The organism is Candidatus Gracilibacteria bacterium, assembly GCA_041661045.1.
Taxonomy (GTDB): Bacteria; Patescibacteriota; Gracilibacteria; order UBA1369; family 2-02-FULL-48-14; genus 2-02-FULL-48-14.
This window is the reverse complement of the sequence record JBAZVE010000001.1, coordinates 372,834-397,865: the sequence shown is the minus strand read 5'-3', so window position 1 is coordinate 397,865 and position 25,032 is coordinate 372,834. Positions and strand designations below refer to the sequence as shown.

22 protein-coding genes and 3 tRNA genes are annotated in these 25,032 nt (G+C 48.6%); 9 read left to right on the top strand and 16 right to left on the bottom strand.

Features of this window, described 5'->3' with window-relative positions:
* Positions 1-94 precede the first annotated feature (94 nt).
* The 3 genes from WC777_01775 to WC777_01765 all read right to left on the bottom strand — a co-directional run bounded on the left by WC777_01775 (position 95) and on the right by WC777_01765 (position 5,190).
* Entirely contained in the window at positions 95-1,942 is a 1,848-nt protein-coding gene (locus tag WC777_01775; protein MFA6023924.1) for an O-antigen ligase family protein, read from the bottom strand.
* A 50-nt stretch (positions 1,943-1,992) separates the two neighbouring features.
* Positions 1,993-3,663, bottom strand: a complete 1,671-nt coding sequence (locus WC777_01770; GenBank protein ID MFA6023923.1) for a hypothetical protein — start codon at positions 3,661-3,663, stop codon at positions 1,993-1,995.
* 135 nt (positions 3,664-3,798) lie between these two features.
* Positions 3,799-5,190, bottom strand: coding sequence for a hypothetical protein (locus WC777_01765; protein ID MFA6023922.1), 1,392 nt, complete (start codon positions 5,188-5,190; stop codon positions 3,799-3,801).
* Positions 5,191-5,801: 611 nt separating this feature from the next.
* Here WC777_01765 and WC777_01760 point away from each other — a divergent pair.
* On the top strand, positions 5,802-6,302 hold the full coding sequence (locus WC777_01760; protein MFA6023921.1) for a hypothetical protein: 501 nt from the start codon (positions 5,802-5,804) through the stop codon (positions 6,300-6,302).
* An 82-nt stretch (positions 6,303-6,384) separates the two neighbouring features.
* On the opposite strand, the gene WC777_01755 is transcribed toward WC777_01760, so the two are convergent.
* Complete coding sequence (locus tag WC777_01755; GenBank protein ID MFA6023920.1) at positions 6,385-7,134, bottom strand: hypothetical protein; 750 nt, start codon at positions 7,132-7,134, stop codon at positions 6,385-6,387.
* Positions 7,135-7,481: 347 nt separating this feature from the next.
* Between WC777_01755 and WC777_01750 the strand changes: the two genes are divergently transcribed.
* From WC777_01750 to WC777_01740, 3 genes are all read left to right on the top strand, one after another.
* Entirely contained in the window at positions 7,482-7,784 is a 303-nt protein-coding gene (locus tag WC777_01750; GenBank protein ID MFA6023919.1) for a hypothetical protein, read from the top strand.
* A 466-nt stretch (positions 7,785-8,250) separates the two neighbouring features.
* Positions 8,251-9,474, top strand: coding sequence for a hypothetical protein (locus tag WC777_01745; protein ID MFA6023918.1), 1,224 nt, complete (start codon positions 8,251-8,253; stop codon positions 9,472-9,474).
* A gap of 192 nt (positions 9,475-9,666) precedes the next feature.
* A complete protein-coding gene (locus WC777_01740) occupies positions 9,667-10,086 on the top strand; it encodes a hypothetical protein (protein MFA6023917.1) in 420 nt (139 codons plus the stop codon).
* 18 nt (positions 10,087-10,104) lie between these two features.
* On the opposite strand, the gene WC777_01735 is transcribed toward WC777_01740, so the two are convergent.
* The 5 genes from WC777_01735 to WC777_01715 form a co-directional block, all read right to left on the bottom strand.
* Positions 10,105-10,180: transfer RNA gene (locus WC777_01735), tRNA-Thr, on the bottom strand.
* Between the two features lie 66 nt (positions 10,181-10,246).
* Positions 10,247-10,322: transfer RNA gene (locus WC777_01730), tRNA-Thr, on the bottom strand.
* Positions 10,313-10,864: a nuclear transport factor 2 family protein gene (locus WC777_01725; protein ID MFA6023916.1), complete on the bottom strand. Its 552-nt coding sequence runs from the start codon at positions 10,862-10,864 to the stop codon at positions 10,313-10,315. Before WC777_01725 ends, WC777_01730 begins: the two co-directional genes overlap by 10 nt.
* 43 nt (positions 10,865-10,907) lie before the next feature.
* Positions 10,908-10,992: transfer RNA gene (locus WC777_01720), tRNA-Tyr, on the bottom strand.
* Positions 10,993-11,086: 94 nt separating this feature from the next.
* On the bottom strand, positions 11,087-11,743 hold the full coding sequence (locus WC777_01715; GenBank protein MFA6023915.1) for a hypothetical protein: 657 nt from the start codon (positions 11,741-11,743) through the stop codon (positions 11,087-11,089).
* A 172-nt stretch (positions 11,744-11,915) separates the two neighbouring features.
* Here WC777_01715 and WC777_01710 point away from each other — a divergent pair, with 172 nt between their 5' ends.
* Both WC777_01710 and murA read left to right on the top strand, forming a co-directional pair.
* On the top strand, positions 11,916-12,158 hold the full coding sequence (locus WC777_01710; GenBank protein ID MFA6023914.1) for a hypothetical protein: 243 nt from the start codon (positions 11,916-11,918) through the stop codon (positions 12,156-12,158).
* A complete protein-coding gene (gene murA / locus WC777_01705) occupies positions 12,151-13,410 on the top strand; it encodes a UDP-N-acetylglucosamine 1-carboxyvinyltransferase (protein MFA6023913.1) in 1,260 nt (419 codons plus the stop codon). The genes WC777_01710 and murA overlap by 8 nt, the downstream gene beginning before the upstream one ends.
* On the opposite strand, the gene WC777_01700 is transcribed toward murA, so the two are convergent.
* The 3 genes from WC777_01700 to WC777_01690 are packed head-to-tail and all read right to left on the bottom strand — an operon-like array spanning position 13,347 to position 16,456.
* Positions 13,347-14,231, bottom strand: coding sequence for a ComEC/Rec2 family competence protein (locus tag WC777_01700; protein MFA6023912.1), 885 nt, complete (start codon positions 14,229-14,231; stop codon positions 13,347-13,349). The two genes, murA and WC777_01700, sit on opposite strands and share 64 nt — an antisense overlap.
* A gap of 53 nt (positions 14,232-14,284) precedes the next feature.
* Positions 14,285-15,745 (bottom strand): fibronectin type III domain-containing protein, encoded by a 1,461-nt coding sequence (locus tag WC777_01695; GenBank protein ID MFA6023911.1) that lies wholly within the window; start codon positions 15,743-15,745, stop codon positions 14,285-14,287.
* 36 nt (positions 15,746-15,781) lie between these two features.
* Positions 15,782-16,456, bottom strand: a complete 675-nt coding sequence (locus tag WC777_01690) for a hypothetical protein (protein MFA6023910.1) — start codon at positions 16,454-16,456, stop codon at positions 15,782-15,784.
* A gap of 86 nt (positions 16,457-16,542) precedes the next feature.
* Between WC777_01690 and WC777_01685 the strand changes: the two genes are divergently transcribed.
* Positions 16,543-18,738 (top strand): UvrD-helicase domain-containing protein, encoded by a 2,196-nt coding sequence (locus tag WC777_01685; GenBank protein ID MFA6023909.1) that lies wholly within the window; start codon positions 16,543-16,545, stop codon positions 18,736-18,738.
* 533 nt (positions 18,739-19,271) lie between these two features.
* Here WC777_01685 and WC777_01680 read toward each other — a convergent pair.
* Together WC777_01680 and WC777_01675 are read right to left on the bottom strand one after the other, a co-directional pair.
* Positions 19,272-19,934: a hypothetical protein gene (locus WC777_01680; GenBank protein ID MFA6023908.1), complete on the bottom strand. Its 663-nt coding sequence runs from the start codon at positions 19,932-19,934 to the stop codon at positions 19,272-19,274.
* 179 nt (positions 19,935-20,113) lie between these two features.
* A complete protein-coding gene (locus WC777_01675; GenBank protein ID MFA6023907.1) occupies positions 20,114-21,382 on the bottom strand; it encodes a M23 family metallopeptidase in 1,269 nt (422 codons plus the stop codon).
* Positions 21,383-21,655: 273 nt separating this feature from the next.
* On the opposite strand from WC777_01675, the gene WC777_01670 reads away from it, so the two are divergent.
* Together WC777_01670 and gpmI are read left to right on the top strand one after the other, a co-directional pair.
* Positions 21,656-22,885, top strand: coding sequence for a S41 family peptidase (locus WC777_01670; protein ID MFA6023906.1), 1,230 nt, complete (start codon positions 21,656-21,658; stop codon positions 22,883-22,885).
* Between the two features lie 9 nt (positions 22,886-22,894).
* Positions 22,895-24,400, top strand: coding sequence for a 2,3-bisphosphoglycerate-independent phosphoglycerate mutase (gene gpmI, locus WC777_01665; GenBank protein ID MFA6023905.1), 1,506 nt, complete (start codon positions 22,895-22,897; stop codon positions 24,398-24,400).
* A gap of 8 nt (positions 24,401-24,408) precedes the next feature.
* Here the strand turns inward: gpmI and WC777_01660 are convergent, their stop codons facing one another.
* Positions 24,409-24,894, bottom strand: a complete 486-nt coding sequence (locus WC777_01660; GenBank protein MFA6023904.1) for a hypothetical protein — start codon at positions 24,892-24,894, stop codon at positions 24,409-24,411.
* Positions 24,887-25,030, bottom strand: coding sequence for a hypothetical protein (locus WC777_01655; GenBank protein MFA6023903.1), 144 nt, complete (start codon positions 25,028-25,030; stop codon positions 24,887-24,889). Before WC777_01655 ends, WC777_01660 begins: the two co-directional genes overlap by 8 nt.
* Between the last annotated feature and the right edge of the window lie 2 nt (positions 25,031-25,032).

Below are 25,032 nucleotides of genomic sequence, written 5' to 3'. Positions count from 1 at the left end.
GTGGAAACGATGGGTAGACTAGTTAAGGATCTCTGTTTCTAAAAAAGGTCACCACCTATGCGTAAATGTGCCATTACAAGCCTACGGCATTGATCTATCAGGGTATCCATTTGCTTTGCAAACTCTCAGTTCTACCCGTTTCTTCATATGCTTTCTTAGCATCTTCAAGTACATCTACAAACCAGGGATGTTGTTTCCAGAAAATTCTCTGTTCAAAGCTCATCAGTTCAGTTTGGTCTGGATTTGCTTTCCAGTAATCAGGTAAAAGGACAAAAAGTTTGTCAAAGGTTTGTGCTGCAGCCTCAAAATCTTCCAAAATCACTAACACACGCGCCCAATGTTGATAGAGAAGAGGTAGATTACGACCATCAGCTTCCAGAGATTCATAGATTGCGAGAGTTGCCTCATGGTCATCCATGTAAAAGGAGATTTCAGCTGCCACTAGAAGAGCTTGTGCTCCATCATGAGTGATGCGACGGTGCACGCCATTAAGCTGCTGAGCTAGAGCCAGGTCTCCTGAGGCAATCGCCAGATCAGTTCCTGCCAGGTAGTACTCTGGATAGTGAGGTTGCCAGCGACTCATTGCTTCAAGATGCATTGCAAGTTCTTCAGCGTGACCATTCTTAAAAGCTGAGACAGCAGAGGACATTTGACTATCCTTTATCAGGATACTTCCTTGTATAATCAAAAGCCCTAGGCCCGCCACAAAAGCCAAACTCGCTACTACTTTTGTAAAGACAGGTTTAAGTGCAACACCTTTACGAGGGCAGTAAGAAATCAGAAAAGCTAAGAAAAGTGCAAAGTACAGTCCATGTATTGCGATTGAAAAACTAAACTGATTGCTTACCAAAAACCCGATTAGAGCGAGTCCAATCCAGTAGGCTTCAGGCTTTAGGTGCTTCTGTTGAGGTGTCTGAGTGAGCCATGCCTTCACCAAGCTAACAACCAGCCACACATAAAAAAGAGCACCCAGTAAGCCAAAGTGTATCCACCATTCTAAAAATTCATTATGGGGGCGGTCCGCTAGACTCAAGTAGGTCTCTGTTTCAAAGAAGTCGGGCCGAACTATGGATTCAAAGATTAGGCCAAAACTTTCAGCTCCACTGCCTACAAATGGATTTTGACTGAGCCATTCAATGCAACTGGTCCATATGCTCCAGCGTGAGGCCAGCGATCTGACTTCATCCTTGAATAAGTATAGACCACTCATCAGTGCGATTATTCCCAGGGAAAATAGCAAGAACTTTGTACGATTTCGTAATCGTAAAAGAAACAGACCGTGCAGCATAGCCATTACACCTAGAGCAAGAATGCTCGCACGGTTTTCTGCAGCAAAAAGAGCCGCCACCATCAAGGCAATGGCACCCCATAGTATTGCAGGCCACCAGTCACGCTCTTTGAGTTTAGAGTTTTGTAGAAGAGCTAGTGCAGCGCCAATGGGGAAAATCAGATAAGCGCCCATCATGGTAGGGTTTCCTATCGTGGAAAATGAGCGGCCAGCGAAACCATCTATCAGATTTTGTCCAAAAAAGTACATTCCTGCTCTCTGCAGTAATGCGATTATTGACATTAAAACTCCTGCGATAAGAACGCATTTTAGAAAAAGTTGTCGATTTTTGTTTGCGCGGGTAGAAGATTCTCCAAATAGTTGAATACCTACAACAAAGATCGCAGCGTAAGCTAAATAATTAATAACCCCACCTTGCCTGCCAAGACTGCCCCAAAAACTAAGCTCAGGATGAACGCTGGTCAGCATTGATAAGCCAAGAATCACAAGAAATCCAGCAAGCATCAACCATTCTTTGTGGGTCAGTCTTGGCCCAATAGATGTTTTCCCAAAGATATGAGCACCTCCCCACAGCATAAAAACAAGCGCCAATGCACTTTTGAAAAGAACATTTTTCGGAGTTTCAAAGGTGTCAAATCCCCAAGGGGAAATCACCAAGGGGACAAACAATGCCCAAACAACAATCAGAAAGGATGCGCCCCTCATTAGTACTCGAAGGCACCAATGTCCGGCACTACGCGTGGATCAGCCTCATAGTCGCCTGACACACTAACAAATCCAGAGCCTACATCGATCAGAGGTGAACCAGCTTCTAAATGGAAATCATTTTCATCAGAATCCACAAAGTCAGGATCATCATAGACATTGCCCCCTAGGTCATCATAATCGAGGACTCCATCAATATCCGTTCCATTGTCAAAAAAAGCATTGAAACCCATCTGAACACTATCAGTGAAACTTAGTGCACTAGTAATGGCAAAAGCATCAAAGCCAACGAATATATTGTCCACAATCAAACTTGGATAGTCACTAAAATGATCCAGACCGATTTCACCGCCGACAAGTGTATTGTAGGCAAATGTAATAGTTCCACCAGCAACGATAGCCCTCGTCATATTCAAAAATACATTGTTGACGATTAGGTTTTTAATTTCAGCAGACAGAGCAATGGCAATTGCATAGTCATCAAACCAATTCTGCTCTATGAGTAGATTCCCATCAATTGGATCAGTACCGCCCCTAATAAGAATCGCAGTTCTATCCTCGGTCCCTTCAAAGAAATTATGGTGAACATACAAGTCTTCCACCTCATCAACATACAAGTCGTATCCACTCGTAATATCCAATTCACCCACGAAGCTATCCGTGCTGTAAGAAAGATCTCCCTCAAAAGGCCCACCTGGTCTGAAGAAATTTGCCATCAATTCAGCTTCAACATTTTCAGCAAAATCATTAAAGTACACACTGGAATGGTCTATGTAAGCAAATTGATTTTGAGCAATAAATGATTCACCCACTCCTTCCCCAAAATAGATCGCATTCCCATAGATGTAGATAAAACCATTGCCTAGAATGTCGACTCCACCCGCACCTTCATCAATCATGACTCCTGAATCAACGGCCGCAAATAGTGAATTTCTTACTTCACCACTACTTCCACCACCAGTAAAGAGCACGCATGAAAAGTAATACCCCTGGCAATCCATACCAGTGACTGTAGCAGAGGAGCCGTCAGTAATGTGTAAGCCAAAGGGTAATCCATCAACCCCTTCATAGCCTGTGCCTCCAAACCGTGAGCCTGCGACAGAAAATTTACTGTTTATTATATTAAAATCTGCAGAACCGTCTTCCACGCTGACTAGGAAGTAGGACTCATCCATTGAACCAGATGAGTCTTCTAATGTTCCACGGAGAAAGGTCATGTCTTCGAACTCTGGGGATCCACCTTGGATATGAACCCCGTTTAGCGCATGAGTGAAGGTGAAATTTTCAAAGCGTACACTGTCTCCAATACCAGGCCCAAACTCCATACACCATAGGTCACTATCGATCTCTGAACAGTCAATTACAGCTCCTCCTCTCCCTTTCATTGAAAGTTCACGGTCCAATGCCAAAGGTTCTTCCACAGGATAAGTCCCAGATAAAAGCACTAGCGTAGCTCCACTAGGCGCTGAGGCTAATGCGCCTTCCAGAGACATAGGATCTGTAGAGCTTCCCGCTCCCGTGTCCGAGCCGCTAGGAGACACCACTATGTCCCTTGGAGTAAAAGCGCCCGAAAATGCAGCTTTAAGTTTATCAAAATCAGAAAAAGCTGCAGTGACAAATAGAACTACCAAAAGACCTACAACCAGAAAGGGTATGTGTTTCTTTTTCATAACATGGAGATAAGGAATGTAAGCCAACTATACACGGCGCACTTTTAAAGTACCATTAAAAATGGAAGCACAATGTTTCCAACTTATTTTATGTTTGTAATCGGGTTTTGTCGCAGTGGGAAGGGGTTTTTTATGCTAGAGCTCCCGCCATTCTGCAGCTAGCCTTCCAGATGTGGGATCAACTGCGAGTAAAAATGTATCCCAATCTATGTGATTTCGTTCAAGAATACGTTTGAGTTCTGGGATTCGAACGGTGATAGAATCTTGATACTGTCTATTTCTACCTCTTTCAGGGTTAAAGATCGCCCATACTTTTTCTTTATCTGCCCTATTGATGCCCCAACCTTCTACGAAATCATCAGATAATTGGCGCAAAGAGGGATTATGCGTACTTACTTGGGTGTTATTATAAAAGAAAGTAGGGTCATTGAGTGGTGCACAATATAGTTTAGGGCCCAAAGCTGCACTGAGCAGGCTTTCATCGACATATGCTTTATATGAGGGGAGAGACAGGCCTGAGATGTGAGTCAGAACGTCAGCCACTCCTTCGCTGAAAAGGGTGTAAAGTCCCATGCCATATGGGATAGGCGTTAGGCCGTGAGTCATTTCATGTACGATCACTGCTGATACTCCAGTTCCCCCATTAACATAGATAATATTGCCATCAACTGCACCGCTACTATCCTGTGCTATATCCCAATCTTCTGGATAATAGCGAAATGAGTAATCTCGAGTGACTTCTTGATATGCCTCTCGAGTATCGTTGGCAGCTTGTCCACAGGTCGACCCAATTCGAGCAATCCCCGATTCAATCCAGTCCTGATGTATTCTTAAATCTGGATTGCTCCAACCTCTGTTTTCAGAGAACATAAGATAGATATTGCTTTGATAAGCTTGGTTTGAATTTCCAGGCACAATGTATCGGCTAGGACATCCTCCTCGGAGTTCACCAAAAGCAGTTGTCAGTGCATCTACCTCTTGTGACAAATCTACATTGAATGAAATACCACTTGTCGTTTTACTCAATGCTAAAGGTCCCAGTATTTTACCAGCTGCATCCACCATATTCCCTGTGTAGTGAAGGGCCTTCAGTTCGCTCAACTCCCCATCTTTCTCAGTCACCATAAGCATCGTTCCTTTCTCAGGCTGAACTATGTAAAATTCATGCAGAGGAATTTTACGACCTGTTTTGTCTTCGTCTGGTATTAGCCCATCGTAACGAAAAACATAAACATCTCCTTTTTCCGTTTCAGTTTGGTACCCTTTGACGGGCGTGAAACTAGTATTTCCTAGCCATAATACGGCCTCATCATCTTTTGATACCTTGCATTGCGAATGTAGATTTGATAGTGCCTGAGCTGTTTCTTCCAGAGAGCGTTTCACTTCTTGTCCTAGCTCAAGCGCCTCTAAATCGGGTGCCAAACCTTCCACTCGTGGGGCCGCTTCAATTTGTGGACTATTCGTACAAGCTGCAAGTCCAGGCGAACTTACGAGAAATATGCCAGCAATCACCTCTCTTAGCTTCATTTTAGGATACTTAAAAGGCACAATTAAAACATAATTGCAACCTGAAGTCAAATGGAGCCACAATGTTTACAACTTATTTTATGTTTGTAATCGGGTTTTGTCGTAGGGGCAAGGGATTTTCTTTTGTTCAAGCCAATTGAAATACGGCAGAACTTGACAGTTCTACCAAATAATTTATATTAACTTCCAACATTAAGCCTAGGAAGATATGCCTGAAACTCAATTGATGGTACCAAGACCTACTTCTGATGACATCATCAAGAGTTTAGTGGAGCCTGGAGCTAGTCTTCCAAAAGGAGTGGAAGAAGCTCTCTTTGGGAGTAGCATGCATGAACTAGGTGGGATTGAACCTACTCAAGTGAGAAGCAAAGAAATTCAATATCGTTTGATTGAACATCTGCTTCACCGATTAGCGGTAAAAATCAAAAGCGGAGAAAGAGATCAACTTGCCCCTCAAATACGCTTTGCAAGGGAGGTGATTGCAGACCAGCTTATGGGTATTCTTGCACAAGTTCTTCAGGCTTACGAAGCTAGAGTTATAACTGAACAGAGGAAAAAAAAGAACCATTCCAGAACAACTTGGGGTCAGATTAGGCATGGTTCCTGATCCAGTGAAAAGTGCCGAAGAAGCACATGCCGAAATAGACCAAATCTTTGGAACACTACAAGGGAGGGTGAGGGACTTAGAGGATGCAATAAAAAGCAGTTTTCTGCTCGAATCTTTGGATGAACTCAACGCCACTGTCAAACAGGCGATGGAGCTCAGCAGCATCTGCAATGTTACTTTGTCAGAAATCGAAGGTTTACTAGCATTTAATAATATTGAGCTAGCCCGACATTCACACTCCTCATTGCAAGCACTAATTCAGTCTCCATATTTTGCAGGAGAAGATGCCCCAAGTCTTGCAAAAACATGCTTCAGTTTAGCGGGAAATATAAGCAGCCTCGTCGGCTCTCCCTCTGAAGAGAAAGGCGCAATCCAGCGATGGCGACTGAACAAGCTTAAAAACCATCTCTCCATGTGTGTCGCCCAATTCGAAGCTCAAATTGATGCCTTCCTTCAACCAAAACTGAAGCATTACTTCTCAAAACTTGAGCAAGAAGAGGAATAAAACCCATTTTATCTCCCCTGGACAACCCAAAAATGGAAGCACAATGCTTTCAACTTATTTTATGTTCACGAATAAGCTAAAGCTACACTAAACCTCATTCAATGACTTCACCACCTAGTCGAGAAAGTAGATTGCGCGCCAGTTCAAAAACGTTTCCATCAGTACGACGCATATGAGGCATCGCATGTTTGTCACTCCCCCGGACCCCCTCAAGGAAGGATTTAGGTACAGTAGCGCTAGGATTACGTGAACGATCAAGACTGAAGGACATTTCAGCAAACCTTCTATCAAAATGGGATTGTGCTGGAAGCGTTTGTACATGTAAGGGTGTCGAGGCTTGTACGAGTTCAAGTGGGAAAGAGCCATTTTGGCCACCAACATCCAACAAAAGAAACGGTGCCGCGATGACCGTGTGTCCATGGGTATCTTTTTGATCTTCTCCTTGAAACCTAGCATGCGCCAAGACTCCGTCTCGTCTCTGGTGAAAGACTGCAACAATCTCATCAATGGAAGCAAGGACAGCAGCTCGCAGAGCCAATGAATCACCTGCTCTAGCAGAAATTTTCATCGGGTTTCTATACTGGACAGAAAATCTCCCCATCTTCTCAGGTGGCACAATCTTTGTATCAAATGTTGCACGGTCATCTAAACTTAAGCAATCAAGTGCGCTTTGTACTGTCGTGTTTGCAGCTTTAACTTCTGCACTTGCTTCCAATAATGTTGACAGAGGTTTCTCCACAAGGCTGAGTACTCGCCGCAACATTCCTGGGTAATCACGAAGTTCCCCTTGGGTCAGTTGGTCAACATAAGTTTGTGATTCGCCAGGTCTCATAAGAACATTTTTAAGTTTAAGGATGCACTATATCAAACCATTAAAGATACTACAAGTTATGTTATGTGCGCCTATAATCGCAGGGGCAGGGCATCCCAAATCGACCCCTAGCTGTACGTATGGGTGGGTGTAGGTGAAGCCAAGAGTAGTAAGGAATACCAATACGCCTAGCCAATGAACAAATGCCTCAAACAAAAATGGAAGCACAATGCTTTCAACTTATTTTATGTTCGTGTTCGGGTTTTGTCGCCAGGAGAGGGGCTTTCCCTTTATGCATACCAAGAAAGATATTGGAAGAAACTATGTTTGATGGTAGAATAAGCAGATAATAATCTTCCCACAATACTATGGATGAAGGTCCATCAGGCCCACTAATGCCAAGCGATCTAGTTGAACATCTAGACGCAAAAGGACTAGCTGATCTAGCAAAGGGAGAAGGTGCGCAACTACCTGCAAACTGGAATGCATTTCCTATTCAAGCAAAGCGTGCTGCAGTAGGAATGTTGTTGAACGGTAATCTTACGCCAGATGGATTCCAAATTCTTGAACCAGATTTCTTGAATCAAATAGACAGACTTAGAGCCCCAGCTGAAGCAATTTTTGAGGCAAGTTACGCCGTACTTAAAGCGAATAAAGGGCCAGAAAACTAAAATCCCCAATTTAGAGGGTCACGTGGTAAGAAATATAGTTCGACTGAAATTATTTGGAGCGCTGACATTGAATACAACCCGAGGAGGTGAATGGTTGTACATAGGGAGCCGCCAAGAGCTAAGTCCACATACCCCACAAAGTGGCATTCATGTTGAACACGAATTTGTCGATACCCTGAAAGGTACAAGAGCAGTGGTCATGAGACAATTTTTAGAAAGACAGCGCCAGTCTTAGGAAGTTGGACTTAAAAATCAGCCCTGCTTTGTGGCGTCTATTTTCTGCTCTCGAACGAGGGTGAAACGTAAAATCTCTTTTATCTCCCCTGGACAACCCAAAAATGGAAGCACAATGTTTTCAACTTATTTTATGTTTGTATTCGGGTTTTTCCGTAGGACTACAGGGTAAATTCTCATAAAGTTGCAACAAGGAACTCAAAAGGTTAGAATAAAGCCTTATATACACTTAATGGATATTCCTGAAGTAAAGGACCGCTTGGATAGAACTGGAGCTTATAGGGCGGCCCGTGCAGTTTTCGATGAGGGGAATGTGAGGCCACCCTATTTGAGTGCAGTCGCAGTGGCCATGGCTGATTCACACACTGCTGACGAGGTTCTCGGAACAGAATTTAGTGAGACCTTTCGAATTGTAATGGACCCCGTCATAAGTATGGAGGGACTCCAAAAATGCTTAACAAGACCCTTAGTAGTAGAAGGAGACGACAATCTTTGGGCCAAGACGGAAGCGACTACTGTCTCTCCCCAGACACGCGCAGCTGCCACCAGTGCTATAGCCAAAGGTCACCTCGATGCAGCTGTATCAAGAGACATGAATGACATGGATCAATTGGATCTTAATGATGCGGACAGGTCCATAAGAAATCAGCTTTTGGGTTGGCGCATTACTGTTTTGCCCCTCCCACACCGTGGCCACGACGTAAGCAATGCGTGGGTAGGCCCAGCAGGAGAGCTTGCGTGGTCTCGATTGCGTGACGACTCCACCTTACCCTCAACAGACTCTGATGAAACCCACGCAGATTTAGGTCAAGGGTTAGCTGAATACGCGCTTTTGCTGAAGGAACTAACAAAAAACTGGGGAGGTCACATAATGGGTGAAAGTGTTCTCAGTGCACACAGGGCTTTGATTGGCCTATTGGTTTCCAACCAACGCCCACAAGATCATGTTTCCATTGCAAGAGAGCTTTTTAAGTGTATGCCAGACATCCATCTTCAGGAAGCCTGGAGAAATGGGCCATTCTTGGCTCCTGAATGGAGAGGAGATGCGGCTCAGCGGCTCTTTTTCAGCTCAATGTTGCCTTATGAAGCAGTGGATTTGCGTACCGCCGCTTTACTCCGCCGGCAAAGTGAAATCCGTGCGAGCAATGAAGGAGACTATGGTGAAGTGGGTGAATGGGAGCTTGAAAGAGAGGGAGGTCGTGTTTTAGTCCACCCGGATCAAGCTGGAAATGGTTTTCTGACTTTATCCCGTTTCTCCCCAGAAGGATCCACTCGCGTCATTGGTGTACGCCCAGACTGGGAGTATGGACAAAATCCACGGACCCTCTTGCCACTCACTGCTATAGCCGGAAGAACACTGCTATTGGATCCAATGGGTAGACGCCTTTCCTGGGAAGGCACAGTAAGAGCACTGCAAGCTCAAGTGGGGTGGACACCAGAAAAATACCAAGGATAAAATTGCTTTCATCTCCCCTGGGCATCCAAAAAATGGAAGCACACTGTTTCCAACGTATTTTATGTTTATTTTCTGGTTTTGCCGCAGTGGTAAGGGATATTCCTTTGATGGATAAGGTGGTAAATTACTCGCCCAATACTTGCATTATTTCAAATAAGTGGTACAATGAACATACAAATTAACAACTAAACCATGGAGCCCTTAAATGTAAATGAACGATACAGGAATGTTAGTACTTTGGTAGATGGTCTAGCGGTGGCTCTGGCCAATCAAAAGAAGGGGAACTACGAAACCAGAAGGAGAACTGGAGGAGATTTGAAGAAAAATGATCCTCTCACGGTTGCTGTAGAAAAGGCCTTATCAGATTTGGCAATGGAAATAATGGCTCTCTACGAAATGGATAGAGAACGTTTAGGTAAAGAATTACCAGACTTGTTAAGGTTAATCCTAGATAGGGCTCCGAAAGAAACAGGAGATGCTGTGAGAACTGAATTAGTAGCCAACCTTATGGTGAAGATTATGGATTATAGTAAGCCAAAAGGACCTGTATCCAATGAAACCGCGCTCGTTACAGAGGGTGTGCAGGCAGCAGTTAAGGGAACCCAGAGTTAAATAAGTTCAAACCAAAAATGGAGCCACTTGTCGGAATCGAACCGACGACCCACGGTTTACAAAACCGTTGCTCTACCAGCTGAGCTAAAGTGGCGCTGGGCCAAGCGATTATATAGTAAAAAAGGATCTTTTCAACCCCAAGCGGGCCGAGCAATTCAAATGGAGCCATCTACCGGAATTGAACCGGTGACCTGCGGTTTACGATACCGCCGCTCTACCAACTGAGCTAAGATGGCCCGAAAGCCAGCGGAGTATATCACTGCTTCACCGTGCCATAAAGATCTGTTTTCATCGGCCAAGGAAAGGGCTCCTCGCCTTCTTCAAAATAAAGCTCGCCACTCTCTTGGAGCGTCTTCACGCGCCCGTCCAAATATTCTTTCCACACGATGAATTGGCCATCCTTCACCTCCGCAATAATGGCATCACTCACCACTTGCCGCGCCCCACTCCCGGTGCTGGTGGTAGCGAACTGCCATTCCACCGCCACCTGATTTCCCTCCACAATAATTGTGTTGATGTAGACCTTGGTGTCCACAAAATTCGCCGCAAAATAGTCGAGATCCTCCAAAGTTTCCGCTTTATTCAAGCGCCGCCCCGGATACGCAAACACGCTGTCTTCATGCAGCAGTGAATCCAAGAGCTCCCTATCCCCCGTTTCCCACGCCAACGCATGATCCCGCACCATTTCCTCGATCGCCGCCCGATCCGCCGAAGCCGTTTGAAGACTACACCCAGCCAAAAACACCAGTCCAAGGAACAGGGTAAACATCGTTTTCATGACAAAAAAGTTAAGGGTGAGACTGGGGAACTTTAGCACAGTATGGTGGGCAGGGAAGGATTCGAACCTTCGAAGGCAGAGCCAGCGGATTTACAGTCCGCCCCATTTGGCCACTCTGGAACCTGCCCACTATGCAAAAGAGCAGGGGGATTATAGGTTGAAACGCCGCAAGAGGCAAATGGAATTCTTTTGTGAAACTCTCTCAATGTCCCAGGCGCGTGCTTACGGTCAGGGTGAGTTTCATCGTGTAACCACCCAAGATGCTGGAATAACAGCCCGAGCTACTTCATCAGAACTAGGACGAACGGCACACACGAGAGTCATATTTCGACTTGGCACAAAACAACGGAAAAATGTTCCATAGGGCAAACTCCCCCAACCAACAACCAAAACCTGCTCTCCGGTTATATCAATGGTGTGCTCGGATGTGGTATCGAGCAAATAAACGGGATCTCCTTTTATGCAATCAGGATGCTGGTAGGCAGTCACCTGTAAAATGCCGGGGTCAAATTTAAACTCACCCAAAGGCATGCCGCTTTCTAGATTTAACTGAATTGCCTGCAATCTAGGATCATTCGGATCATACTCAACTTTTTCAATTCCTTTGTTCCCGAGGATTTGACCAAATACATCAGAATCTCGCACGTGACTTTCATGACCATACTTGCCAGCAATTCTTGTGAACCATGTCGGGAAACCATCATCATTGGGGATTTCAGTGTGCTCGCCAGTACTAATCAAATTGTGAGAAAAAACCTCACCTGCTGGAGTACGACTAGCATCAGGAGCATAACCTTGAGGAACTTGTGCCCAGAAAGCTTGAACCTTCTGTTCATCTTCTTGTCGTTCACCCGAATTTTCACCACTACCATCCTTCATTTTTGAAATTACTTATTGCTGATAAACCTCAGCCGCTTTTCTATTATAAGCAAGTACGAACAATAAAGGTTTTAGTCAACTTGTCAAGTCGTTCAATGGAACTCAAACCCCCACCGTTTTCGGTGGCCATTCGATCGTAGCTCTGCTAAAATCAGGGTCCTTATTTAAAAATATGAGCTTAGAAAACGGACCCACCGAACTCCCCGACCTCACCGAGGCTGAAAGAAAAGTTTTAAGCGGACAAGACGGGATTCACCTAGATCTAGTTCCAATAAAAGGTGTATCTCTGTCTGGAGACACACCTCTCCTACCACATCTCACATTGGAGGAAATAGAGATCACGGATGCACTGGCCGATGTCTTGGAAAGTCTCCCACAAACACCCCCAACGCTCCAAATCAACCCCGATGTCTAAATTCATCATACAAGGAGGGATCCCTCTCAAAGGAGAAGTCACTATTGGGGGGTCCAAAAATGCCGTTTTGCCTATTTTGGCGGCCACGCTGCTGACGAATGAAAGCACCACGCTTCACAATGTGCCGGATATTTCGGATGTGCACGCATTTTTAAAGATTCTTTCGGGACTGGGCGCAGAGGTTTCGTTTGAGGCGGGAACGGTAAAAGTGAATCCGGATCGTGTGCAAAAAGGAAACATTGAGCCAAATTTGGTGAAACACATGCGCGCCTCCATCTTGCTGCTCGGCCCGCTCTTGGCGCGTTGGGGTGAAGTGGATTTGGCCTTCCCTGGAGGATGTGTATTGGGAAAACGATCCGTGCACGCGCACCTGCACGCACTCACAAAATTGGGGGCAAGCGTGATTGCGAGTGAAGATTCCATTCATCTGAAGGCGGAAAAATTGCGATCCGCGCAAATCATCATGGCGGAAGCCAGTGTCACTGCCACCGAAAATGCTTTGATGGCCGCCACCCTTATTCCAGGAGAAACGGAAATCCGCTGGGCGGCCATGGAGCCTCATGTCCAAGACCTCTGCCATTTTTTGATGAGCATGGGTGCGGAGATTGAAGGGATTGGGACCCCCACCCTGCGAGTGCACGGCGGCAAACCTTTGCATGGAACGGAGTACACCGTGACCTCCGATTATTTGGAAGCCGGAACTTTGGCGCTCGCCGCGGTGCTGACCAATGGCACCGTGACCCTAAAAAACTGTCCTGTCTCCCATCTCGATAGTTTTTGGCAAAAGCTTGAAGAAGTGGGCGCACATATTGAACTCGACAAGGATGAAGCGCGGATGCTCCCACACGGTGAACTTCACGGCATAGAAAAACTCCAAACCTCCGTTTATCCCGGCTTCGCCACGGATCTTCAGGCGCCCTTCGCGGTGCTGCTCACTCAGTGCGCGGGCCAAAGCAAAGTCCACGAAACCCTGTTCGAAGGGCGCCTCAATTATCTGCCTGAACTCGATCGTCTCGGCGCAAAAACTCAGCTGCTCAACCCTCATCAAGCCGTCATAACCGGTCCCATGCGACTCAAGGCGGCGCCCATCGCCAGCCAAGACATCCGTGCCGGTGCCGCCATGGTACTCGCCGCGCTCATTGCGGAGGGGCAAACGGAAATCAGCGACATCAACTACATCGACCGCGGCTACGAACGACTCGACGAAAAACTCCGCAGCCTCGGCGCAAAAATCACCCGCAGCCAAGAGTAATTTCCCCCAAACTCCAGCGAAATCCGTCCATCCAAATCCGTTCGCAGCACCTCCATTTCAAGGTCTTCGGCTTTTTGCAAAGACTCTGCGTGGGGGTGTCCATAGTCGTTCCCGAGGCCACAAGAAATAAGCATCAGCTCCGCCTCCACAACCTCCAAAAACTCCAGCGTGCTGCTGTTCCGACTTCCGTGATGCCCAGCTTTTAAAATATCCGCGCGCAGGTCCACGCCGGCTTCCAGCAGCTCCTCCTCCACCTCCATTTCCGCATCTCCCATCAGCAAAATTTTTGTGTCTCGCCAAGTCACTTTAATCACCGGTGAGGCATTGTTGACATTCGCCATCTCCTCCCCGGTCGACGGCTCAAAAGGATACAAAACATCCAAATTCAGTTCGCCAAATTCAAAATCCTCATCCGCCCGCGCAAAAGAATACTCAATCTTTTCTTCCGCAATAAATGCCATCAAAGCTCGGTACGCCTCATTATTGTATTCCGGCGCGCTCAGCAGCACGCGGTCCACCTCAAAGCGCTCCAAAACAGGCACCAGCCCGGCCACATGATCCTCATGCGGGTGAGTTAAAACCACAAGGTTCAGCCGCTTGTCGAAGGGCGAAAGCACAGCACCGAGTTCCTCCAAAACAGCCTGCCCCGGCCCGCCATCCACCAAAATATTCACCCCATCCGGCGTTCGCAGCAAGAGTGCATCCCCCTGCCCAATGTCCAGCACATGCAGCTCAAATGCTCCGGGCAAGCGAACCCACGCACCGCCCAGACCCAGCAGCAGCGCCGCCAAGATGCTCAAAACCAAAAGTCGAATCTTCATTCCCCCACTCTAACAAAACTCCCCCACAAAAGTCCTGACAAAAACCTGACAGTTTATTGTTTATTCTTCCTTCGGCTCAAAGCTCCGGCTCCAAGAAGAGACAAGGCTCCAAGGACCAAAAGACCGGGTCCGGATTCGGGAAGCGTCACTGTGGTGAGCATTCCTTCGGATTCGTTGCCGTTTTCATCCACGGCGGTGACTTTAAAGGTGTAGGTTTTACCGGGAGTCAAATCGTCTACCTCATACTCCACGGCACTGGAGGCGAGTTCAAGCGCATCTCCAAAGCTCATTCCATTGTCCATGCTTTGGTAAAGCAGGTATTCCGCAAGGTCTCCGGCAGTGTCCGCACTCGCGGTCCAGGTGAGGAGCACGGTGCTTTCATCCGTAGCCTCCGAAAGGAAATTGGTGATGTCCTCCGGCGCAATAAGATCAGCAATCTCCAAAGTTTTAGCAGTAAAGTCCATGCTGCGATCCGCTTCGGAAACAGAATCTCCATCCGTATTGAAGACGGAGTCGTCCAGGCTCAAAACATAATCCATACCCGCTTCCATTTCTTCGGTGATCAAAGTCACTTCAGTGGGGTCTTCATCATCAATGCTCACGGCAAGAACTTCCACTGTTTCAGTGGCATCATCCTCCAATTGAATGCTGAAAGAATCCACGGCAGCCGCAACCACTTCTTCCGAAAACACCAAGACCAATTCATTGGTTTCAGTGGCGGTGACTTCTTCAAGAACGAACGAAGTGCTGCTCTTCTCGGTATCCACAGGGGTAGTCTCCTCTTTTACAAGGCCGCTTCCCGTAAAGTAAGCCGTGTCGGAAGTCCCACTTTCAATGGGATTCCCGGACTCGTCTGAAATGCCAATTCCGGCAGTAAGTTCATATTCCATGCCCGCTTCTTGGATTTCAGTGACCAAAAACACAGTGCTGGGATCATCAGAAAGATACGCATCAATCACTTGCAAGCCGTTTCCAACGGTGGAAACGAGTGCAAAGGCAGAGCTGGCATCCGTAGGGAGTTCAACGGGTTCGGAAAACTGAACTTCCACGAGGGAAGCCGTGATCGCGCTCGCTTCTTTTACAGTAGGAGCGGTGTAATCCGCAATTTCCGTAGACTCTGGAGTCGCCTCCACTTCTTTGGAGTAGAATTCCGACTCATTTCCATCTTCATCGTAAGCCGTTACCGCAAAATAATAAGTCACCGAATTGCTCAAGTTGTCCACAGTATAGGAGGTGGCATTTCCCGCATCACTGGAAGGAAAGGTATAAGCCCCACCATTTTCAGCAACCGATTGAAGACCGGTGTAAACAAGATAACCTTCCACCCCATTGTCATCGGTGGCGGCATCCCAGCTTAGAGTCACCTCGGCATCACCGGGAACCGCTTCAAGACCTTCCACAGTGGAAGGGAGCGTAGCGGGATCCACGATCTCAGCAAACGCAAACACCCCTCCTACAAGAGAGAAGAGGACGGCGAGGCTGCTGAGTCGCAGTAATTGTGAGGTTTTTGCCATACGAATTTTGGTTACTTTTGTTTTTAAATCTCCTCATTATAGCAAACTTTCGCACAAAGATCAACCGGCGGTCACCTCCTCAAGTCCCAGGCTCTCCCCCACTTCCAGCCAAGCCCCGGAATGGTGGCCGGGTAGCCAAGCCCAATCCCACTCTTTATCGAGAGGAGCATTCGGGAATCCTAGGGTAAGACTCGCGCCACCCTCTGAGGAAGAATCTTTGAGAACACTGGTCACCAAAACGAATGTATTTTTACCGGGGTCGGCGAAGAATCCGGCAGAAGCGGATGAAGCAAACCGAAGGCGGAGCAGCTGGCCATCACGCCGTTCACTCATGGCCACAGGTTTCGTAAAATCCACTTCCCCATCCACCACTCGGTACACCGTCCACTTATCCATGGGCTTAAGGCCTTGAGACTCCACGGTTAGGGTGAGGTAGCGCAGAGTGTAAGGCCCTTCGGAATCCAGCACAAAACGGAAAACTTCCGCTTGCGAACTATAAGAAAGCGTTTCAGCTTGCTCGGAGGAGCGGACGCTCAGCCCCACTTCCACAGCACTGTCCGCATCCCAATTGACGACGGGGAGTGCATCAAAAGCCAAGAGGTTTGTGCCGGCATTTTTGAGTGCAGGACTGGGGGAGATCAGGTTTGCAATTAAAGCAATGAACAAAGAAAGGCAAACGGCCGAACTGACCCAAAAGAAGGAACGGCGCATGGCTTGGCGTGAAGTACAATTATCATATAATATGGTTGTGGCTCACGCCACTTATTTCTTAGCAGACCCCTTGGGTCCGCTTGCCAATGCCAAACACTATTTTAGACAACCTGAACCCTGCTCAACAGGACGCTGTGCGCGCCACGGAAGGCCCCGTGCTGATTATTGCCGGCGCCGGCAGCGGGAAAACACGCGCCCTCACCCACCGCATCGCCCACCTCATTCAAGAAAAAGGAGTGCGGCCGTGGAATATTTTAGCGGTGACTTTTACGAACAAGGCGGCGGGAGAAATGAAAAATCGCATCATAAAATTACTGAGCGCCTCTTCACAATCCTCTTCGCAGGCCACTCCGGAAGAACTCCCCACGGTGGGAACTTTTCACGCCATTTGTGCACAAATCCTCCGCCGTCACATTCATTTGCTCGGTTACGAAAATCGCTTCACCATTTACGATGCCAACGATCAAGTGGTGCTGATGAAAGAAATCATGCGCGACCATCACATTGATGAAAAACAGGTGAACCCCAAGGCCGTGCTCGGGCATATTTCCCAAGCCAAAAATATTTTGATGGACTGGGAAGAGTATCAAAACCTCGCCCACAATGCTTTCACCGAAAAAGTGGCTCAGTGTTACAAGGCATACCAGGTTCGTCTCGCCAAAAATCAATGCCTCGATTTCGATGATCTGCTCATGAAAACCGTGCTGCTCTTTAAAAATTTTCCTCGGATTTTGGATGAATACCAGGAGCGCTATCGCTATATTTCCGTGGATGAGTATCAAGACACCAACCACGCCCAATATATTTTGGTAAAAATGCTCGCGGAAAAATACCGCAACATTTGTGTGATCGGCGACCCCGACCAAAGCATTTATTCCTGGCGCGGCGCCAACATGCAAAACATTCTGGATTTTGAAAAAGATTATCCCGAGGCGTTGGTGATCAAGCTCGAACAAAACTACCGCAGCACGAGTGTGATTTTGGAAGCGGCGCACGGCGTTATCTCCCGAAACCTTCACCGTAAAGAAAAAAAATTGTGGACCGAGCGCGATGGCGGAGAAAAAATTAAAATTATGGTTGCGCGAGATGAGCGCGACGAAGCCATGCGAGTCGCGCAAATCATCATGACTCACATCCGTCAGCATGAAACACCGACCTATTCCGAATTCGCCGCCCTTTACCGCACCAACGCACAGTCCCGCGCCATCGAAGAAGCCTTCATGCGCTTTGGAATTCCTTACAAAATCGTGGGCGGCGTAAAGTTCTATCTCCGCAAAGAAATCAAAGATCTCATCGCCTACCTCCGAGTGATTTTGAATCCGGAAGACAGCGTGTCCGTGCTGCGCATCATCAATGTTCCCGCCCGTAAAATCGGCCCCAAAACGCTTGAAGTTCTTCAGGCCTTTGCCATTCAAAGGGACCTTTCCGTTTTCCGCGCCATGGAACACATACACGAAATTCCGGATCTCGCCGGCAAGGTCAAACAAATCGAAGCCTTCACAGGGCTCATTCGTCATTTTCAAAAACTCAGCGAAGAATTCAGCGTTGCGGGTGTGCTCAAACATGTGATTGCCGAATCCGGTTACAAAGAATATTTACTAGAGGACAAGTCTCCCGAAGGCGAAGCCCGCTTCCAAAATATTCAAGAATTGATCACCGTTGCCGATAAGTATGAAGGCTTGGAACCCCGCGCCGCATTGTCCACTTTTCTCGAAGAAATCACACTCATGACGGACTTGGACAGTGTGGACGAAAGTCAAAATTCCGTGACGCTCATGACCCTGCACAGCGCCAAAGGTCTCGAATTCCCCGTGGTCTTTATGACCGGGCTTGAAGAAGGAATTTTCCCTCACAGCCGCTCGCTTTTTGAACCCCAAGAACTCGAAGAGGAACGACGGCTCATGTATGTGGGCATCACTCGTGCCATGGATCATCTCTATCTTTTACACGCCCAGCAACGCATGCTTTTTGGGGAGTTCAAGCAAAATGCTCCATCCCAATTCTTACTCGACATTCCCGAAGAACTTTTGGACCTCCCCGAGCCCCCCGCCGCTCGCCCCCAATTCAACGGAAGTTTTTCGGGTCGCCCAATCCCCGTGGAGGAAGATTATGGCAATCTCGACCCCGTCGAACTTTTTGAGGGAGACCGCGTTCGTCACCGCAGTTTTGGCGAAGGCGTGGTGATGAAAATTCAGGGAGGGATTGTCACGGTGGCTTTCAAAGATGCTTCCGCCGGTCTCAAAAAACTCTCCATAAGTATCGCACCCCTCGAGAAGCTTTAGTTACCTCCTAGGCCTTGCAAAAAACATAAAAACATGTTAAAGTACAGAGATACATAAAAAATCTTAAACCAAAACAAATGAAACTCGAGCTTAAAATTTTAGCCGGTGGACTCGTGGGCCTTGTGCTCGCGGCCGGAATTTCCGCCGGTATTCAAGGTGAACTGTTTCAGGGGGCATTCAAAACGAAAACAGTGCCCACCCTCCCCGACCTTGTCCCCGCTCTTGAGGAAACGGCTTTCACCATGACCGGTGAAGTGTGGTTGGATGCCACGGGTGAGGTTTTCGCCGCTGCCGTCGTTATTAATGAAGTGTGCGGAATCAGCAACGCCAATTCCGTAACCGCTGCCGGCACCAATTACAACTACTGCAACTTCACTTATGGATCCGGAGGCTTTGGTACACTCCGTTTAGCCGGTGAGCTCGACTTGGGTGGAGGGGAAACCGCCGCATTCACAGAAACCGTGGAGCTCGACGCCGCTTACGGACATTATAAAGATTTCTACCAAGAACTTCGCGACAAAGGAACCGCATCCTTAACGGTGGAGCACCAGGTGGATTACGCACTCACCAGCACCATTGCCGAGTCCGACGAAACCAACAATACCGCCCTCCAAACCATTATTGTGAACGATGCCGGCCTCACATGGGTGACCAAGTAGGACTCAATCAATGAGACACGGATGCACGCTGTTCGCACTTGCTCCCAGGCCCAGAGTTGGAGCCATGAGCATATTCAGTGATATCCACTCACCGGAAGAAAGGGCATCCAAAATATCTTGAGCCCGAACGGCGGAAAGTACGGCCGAACTGTCCAAACTCAACTCTCCATCGGGGCTTTCTTTTAGAATTCCAAGTTTCAAATAAAGCTGACCGTCATAAATGGCATCGATTTTTTGTGATGCGGCCAGTTCATAAAAATAGTTGTAAAAAAGAGGATCACTCTCATCCACCGCCAGATAAATCACTGTAATGGGTTCTCCCGAAAAAGGGGCCACCTCCGCCGTGCTGCGGACAAAACCGCCCATCGAAAAAGCGTCTATACTGTCCACTTCCAGGTTGGGATCTTCCAACCGTTCAAGACACAAAAGAAGCTCGGCTTCAGAAAGGGGTTCTTGCTTAGAAGCAGTTTCCCGCTGTTGACAGCCGACCATAAGACCGGACAAAACAAGCAGGGTCAGGATAAAAATAGTTTTCATAGAAAAGGGGTTTAAAGGTAAGAAAGGTGTCCGCCTCCGACAAAGTCAGAAGCGGACACCGGAATCAGTACACCGGGCACAGGGGCGCGGTCTTCTGTTCAGCTCACCGACGGATCTGGGAGATGAACTCTCAGCTTGCGCGGGCGCGCCGGCATCGGCGCTCTCGACAGCTTGGCCTTCTACTCGACTTCCACACTCTCCACGCTGCTCGTGGTGATGCCGTCGCGGTTCTCGGCGGTGATCCACCAGGTGTAGACCGCCTCATCCCGCAAGGACTTCTCGTACGCCGCTTCCCAGTCGTTGCCGTCCTCGTCGAGGTCCATGGTGAAGCGGTAGATCTCGGCATCCTGTGCCGAGACGATGTGCAGCGTCACCTCGGGCTCATCGTCGCTCTCCACGCGGCATTCCCACTCGAACTCGGTCTCGCTCGCCTCGCCGCTGCTCGGGCTGATGTCTTCATCGTCCAGTTCCGGCACGGAGCCCTCGCTCTCGTCCACCTCGATGTCTTCATGAGGACTGCTCGTCTTGCCACTGTCGTTGCTCACTTCCACCCAGTACTCGTAGCGGGTGTTGGCATCCCGCAGGGTCTTGCGGTGGGTGAACACGAAGGGGCTCTCGCGGCTCTCGGTCTCCATCTCGAACTCGTAGTCCTCACCGTCGTTGGGGTTGTGGATCACCAGGGTGGCGTCCGGCTTCTCATCCGGGCTGTCCACCACGGCCACCCACACGAAGGGAGTCTCACCCGCGGTGCCGTACTCCGGGGAGAGGCTCATCAGGTCGATGTCCAGATCCTCGCTGTTCTCGGCGCTCTCGTCCACGGGGGTGTAGTTTCCGGGGTTGTGGTCACAGTTGACAGCGCCCTCGCGGTTGTACCAGCAGTACTCTTCCAGGTTCTCGTTGCCGGAGATCGGCTCAGGCTTCACCGCCACGCCGTCTTTGTAGAAGGCGACATGCAGGTGCGTGCCGGGGTACTGCGGACAGGCGGTTCCCAGCGAGTAGCCGGTATTGCCCGCCGCGCCCAGCGGATCGGTGTTGTCCAGGTAGTCTCCTTCGGACACCCAGATCTCGGACAGGTGACCGTAGCGGCTGATATAGCCATCCCCGTGCTCGATGAGCACGGTGTTGCCGTAGCCGTGGTCTCCGTTGCCTTCGGTCGCCGTCTCCATCACGATGCCTTCCGCCAGGGGGGTCACGGCCTCGCCGTACGCGTCGCACCCGCTCTGGGTGAAGTCGAGCGCGTAGCGGTCGTCGCCGTACTCGAACCCGTAGTCCACATGGGACCCCTGGTTGTAGGTCTGGGTCAGGATCCAGTACTGACCGGAAGGGAAGGGCAGGGTGAGGAAGGATTCGCTCCCTCCTTGTCCATAGTCTTCCCAGCGCTTGCAGGACTGCAGGGCCACACTCGCCATGGTCGCCATGAGGACGACCCACTTGTTCTTGCGCAGCATCGAACACCTCCTTGTTGTAGGTTCTTGCCGCTCTCTCGTCTCTCCACTCAGTTTGGCGTAAAAATCAAAGTCTAAGGCCAAATTTCAAAGAACACTTTCTTGCTCTCCAAACGCTACGCCTCGGTTCTGAAAAAATCCTGAAATTTTCCTGAAGTTTTTTTAAAAAAATCCTGAAATTTTCCGGGCCCAAAAATCCACCGTGCCAAAAACTTGCCCAAAACTTGTGCAAAATCAAAAGAACTCCGCTAGAATGGTCCCGATCTAATTTTAAAAATGCAAATCAACCAAAAACCATCGGGATCTATTGCCAAAGCCTTGCTCTTCATCCTCATTGGAGGCCTGATAGGGTGGCAAGCCAACAGTTCATTGCAATCTCCACTCATCGGGAGCCCGGCCAACGGGGCGCAGCGCGACGAAGAAGTGAACATGGATTTGTTTTGGAGCGTTTGGGGCACAGTAGAAGACAACTTTGTGGACATCGAAAGTACTTCACAGCAAGAACAAGTCTACGGAGCCATTTCCGGCATGGTGGAAGCGCTGGGTGACCCCTATTCCGTGTTCATGAACCCGGAAGAAACCGAGCAGTTTCAAAGCAGTTTGGACGGGGAATTGGAGGGGATCGGAGCAGAGTTAACCGTGGAAGAAGGCCGTCTCATCATCGTCTCTCCCTTAAAGAACTCTCCTGCGGAAGAGGCGGGTCTTTTACCGGGCGACAATGTGTACATGGTCTTGGACCCGGAAACGGAGGAATGGTTACCCACCAGCGAAATGACCCTGTGGGAAGCGATCATGAAAATTCGTGGAGAACCCGAAACAAGTGTGAGCCTCATGGTTTTGAGGGAATCCGCTGAAGAGCCCTTGGAGTTCACCATCACAAGACAGCAAATCGATGTTCCCAGCGTGGCGCTTGCTTTCCACGAGACACAGGGTTTGAACTTGGCGCATTTGTCCATTTATCAATTTGGAGACGACACATTCACCGAATTTGAAGAAGCGGTAAGAGAGGTGGTTTTGGGAGATGTGGACGGAATGGTTTTGGACCTTCGTTTAAACGGGGGAGGGTACTTGGATGTTTCTGTGGAAGTTTTAAGCGAGTTCCTTGATGATATTGAAACGGGAGTCATTGTGAAGCGCAGAAATGCAGAGGATCAAATCATTCAAACCACAGGAAGCGGACAGCTCAAAGATCTGCCTTTGGTGGTTTTGATTGATGAAGGAAGCGCCTCGGCCTCCGAAATTTTGGCGGGAGCTTTACAGGATTATGGACGGGCCATTTTGATGGGTGAACAAAGTTTTGGGAAGGGAAGTGTACAAGAATTGAGTAGTCTTGGAGACGGCTCCAGCCTGCGGCTCACCATTGCAAAATGGTACACACCAAAGGAAAGAAGCATCAGTGGGGAAGGCATCACGCCGGACATCACCGTGAGCATGGAGGCCACCGAAATCGACACAGAGAACGACACTCAACTGGATGCAGCCCTCGATTATTTGACTGGCTTATAAGCGCCCCCTATGCACAAAGTTCTCCTCTGTATTCTAGACGGCTTTGGCCACGGAAAGGATTACAAAGGCAATGCGCTCACTCGCGCCAAAACACCTTTCTTTGACGAGCTGTACAAAAAATATCCATGGACACTTTTAAATGCCTCCGGAGAAGCCGTTGGAATTCCAAAAGGAACTCAAGGGGGGTCCGAAGTGGGACACCTGACCATGGGTGCTGGCCGCATCGTGCTTCAACCTTTACTGCAAATAGATAAAGCTATTGAGGATGGCAGCTTCTTTAAAAAGAAAGCGCTCCTTGCCGCAGCCGCTCACGCCAAAAAACACAAAAGCGCCTTTCACATTTTGGGAATGATTTCCGATCAGGGCGTGCACGCGGACTTGGATCACGCCTTAGCCCTTTTGGATTTTGCAAAAAAACAAGGACTTAAAAAAGTTTTTGTGCACGGAATCACCGATGGTCGTGATGTCCAACCACAAAGTGCAATCACATTTATTAGGACCCTACAAAAACACATGAAAAAAAGTGGGGTAGGGGACTTGGCCTCCTTGGTTGGTCGCTACTACGCCATGGACCGAGATAAAAACTGGGATCGCACGCAGGTGGCTTATGATCTGTACACCACGGCAACGCCAGTTGCCGCAATTCCACCATCCGCGAATGCCGCCACCAACGCGGTGGAAGCCGCCTACAAAGGAGGATTGGAAAGTGATTATTATTTAAAGCCGGTTCTGCTCAATCCCGCGGGAATCATCCAAAAAAAAGATGCCGTAGTGTTCTTCAACTTTCGCACGGATCGCGCGGCGCAGCTCACCGAGCTTTTCACAAAAAAACTCAAGCCCCACTTCGTGGCTTTCGGCCCCTACACCAGCGCCGCGCCCGTGGTTTTCCCGGAGACCAAAATAAAGAACAATCTTGGCTCCGTGCTGGACCAAAAAAAACTCAAACAGCTCCGCATCGCGGAAACCGAAAAATACGCGCATGTCTCATTCTTTTTCAATAGCCAAGCCAAGGAACCCTTCAAGACTGAAACCCGCATTTTGGTGGATTCCCCCAAATGTCCCTCTTATGCCGAAAAGCCGGAGATGAGCGCCGAAGGTATCACCAAAAAGCTACTCAAAGAACTCCCCAAAGATTATGCCTTCACCGCACTCAATTTTGCGAACCTGGACCTTGTGGGGCACTCCGGAGATTTTAAAGCCACAGTGAAAGCGGTAGAAGTCATCGACCACTGCCTCGCCCAAATCATCCCGGCCGCCCTCGCCACCGGTCACACCATTTTAATCACCGGAGACCACGGCAACGCCGAATACATGATCTACGAAGACACGGGCGGCCCATGCCCCTCTCACACCCGCAATCCGGTGCCCCTCATCCTCGTCTCCAATTCCCCACTCTCCCTCAAAAAATCTTCTCACCAAAAAGCCACCGGTGGCCTTAAGGACATCGCCCCCACCGTGCTCTCTCTCCTCGACCTCAAAGTCCCCCCAGAAATGACCGGAAACAGTCTCGTGTAAGCCGTGGCTTACAGTCCCTTCAATTCCTTCACGGCAGAAATCAATTCCTGCGCGGCTTCCACACTCGCAAAGTTTTCAATATTCCCGCCGGCCTCACCATCCGCTCCCAACGCGCTCATCCCCACAATAGTCATTTGCGTCTCTTTTCCATCGATCCAAACCAGGAGATTCATTTGCACTCGCGTTCCTTCCTGCTGATTGTCTTGCTCCTCCACCAAATCCTGATTCAAGCCCAAAGCCTGCACAAAAAGTTTTAAGGATTCGGTCTCTTCCGCGCTGAGTTCAAACGATTCGTCTCGCTCACTGTCCGTAAATTCATAAGAGTAATATCCAGAGTTCCCCTGCATCCGCAAAACTTCCCGCTGCCTGCCTCCACCCTCAAAATTTTCTTCCACGGTCAAATTCAACTCCAATTCCAAACCGCTCTGCTGGCCTCCACATCCGCCAAAAACCAAAGCCCCCAGCATCGCCAAACTCAAAAAAACTTTATTCATAAGTATCTTGTAAAAGAGAACTCGAATCGGGGTTAGGCTCCGCACTTTGCTCCAAAATACCTCGCCTGGCCGCATCATCAGAACTGCAGCCCGAAAGGACAAAAACCAAGATAGAGGTGAAAAACAAAATTTTCATAA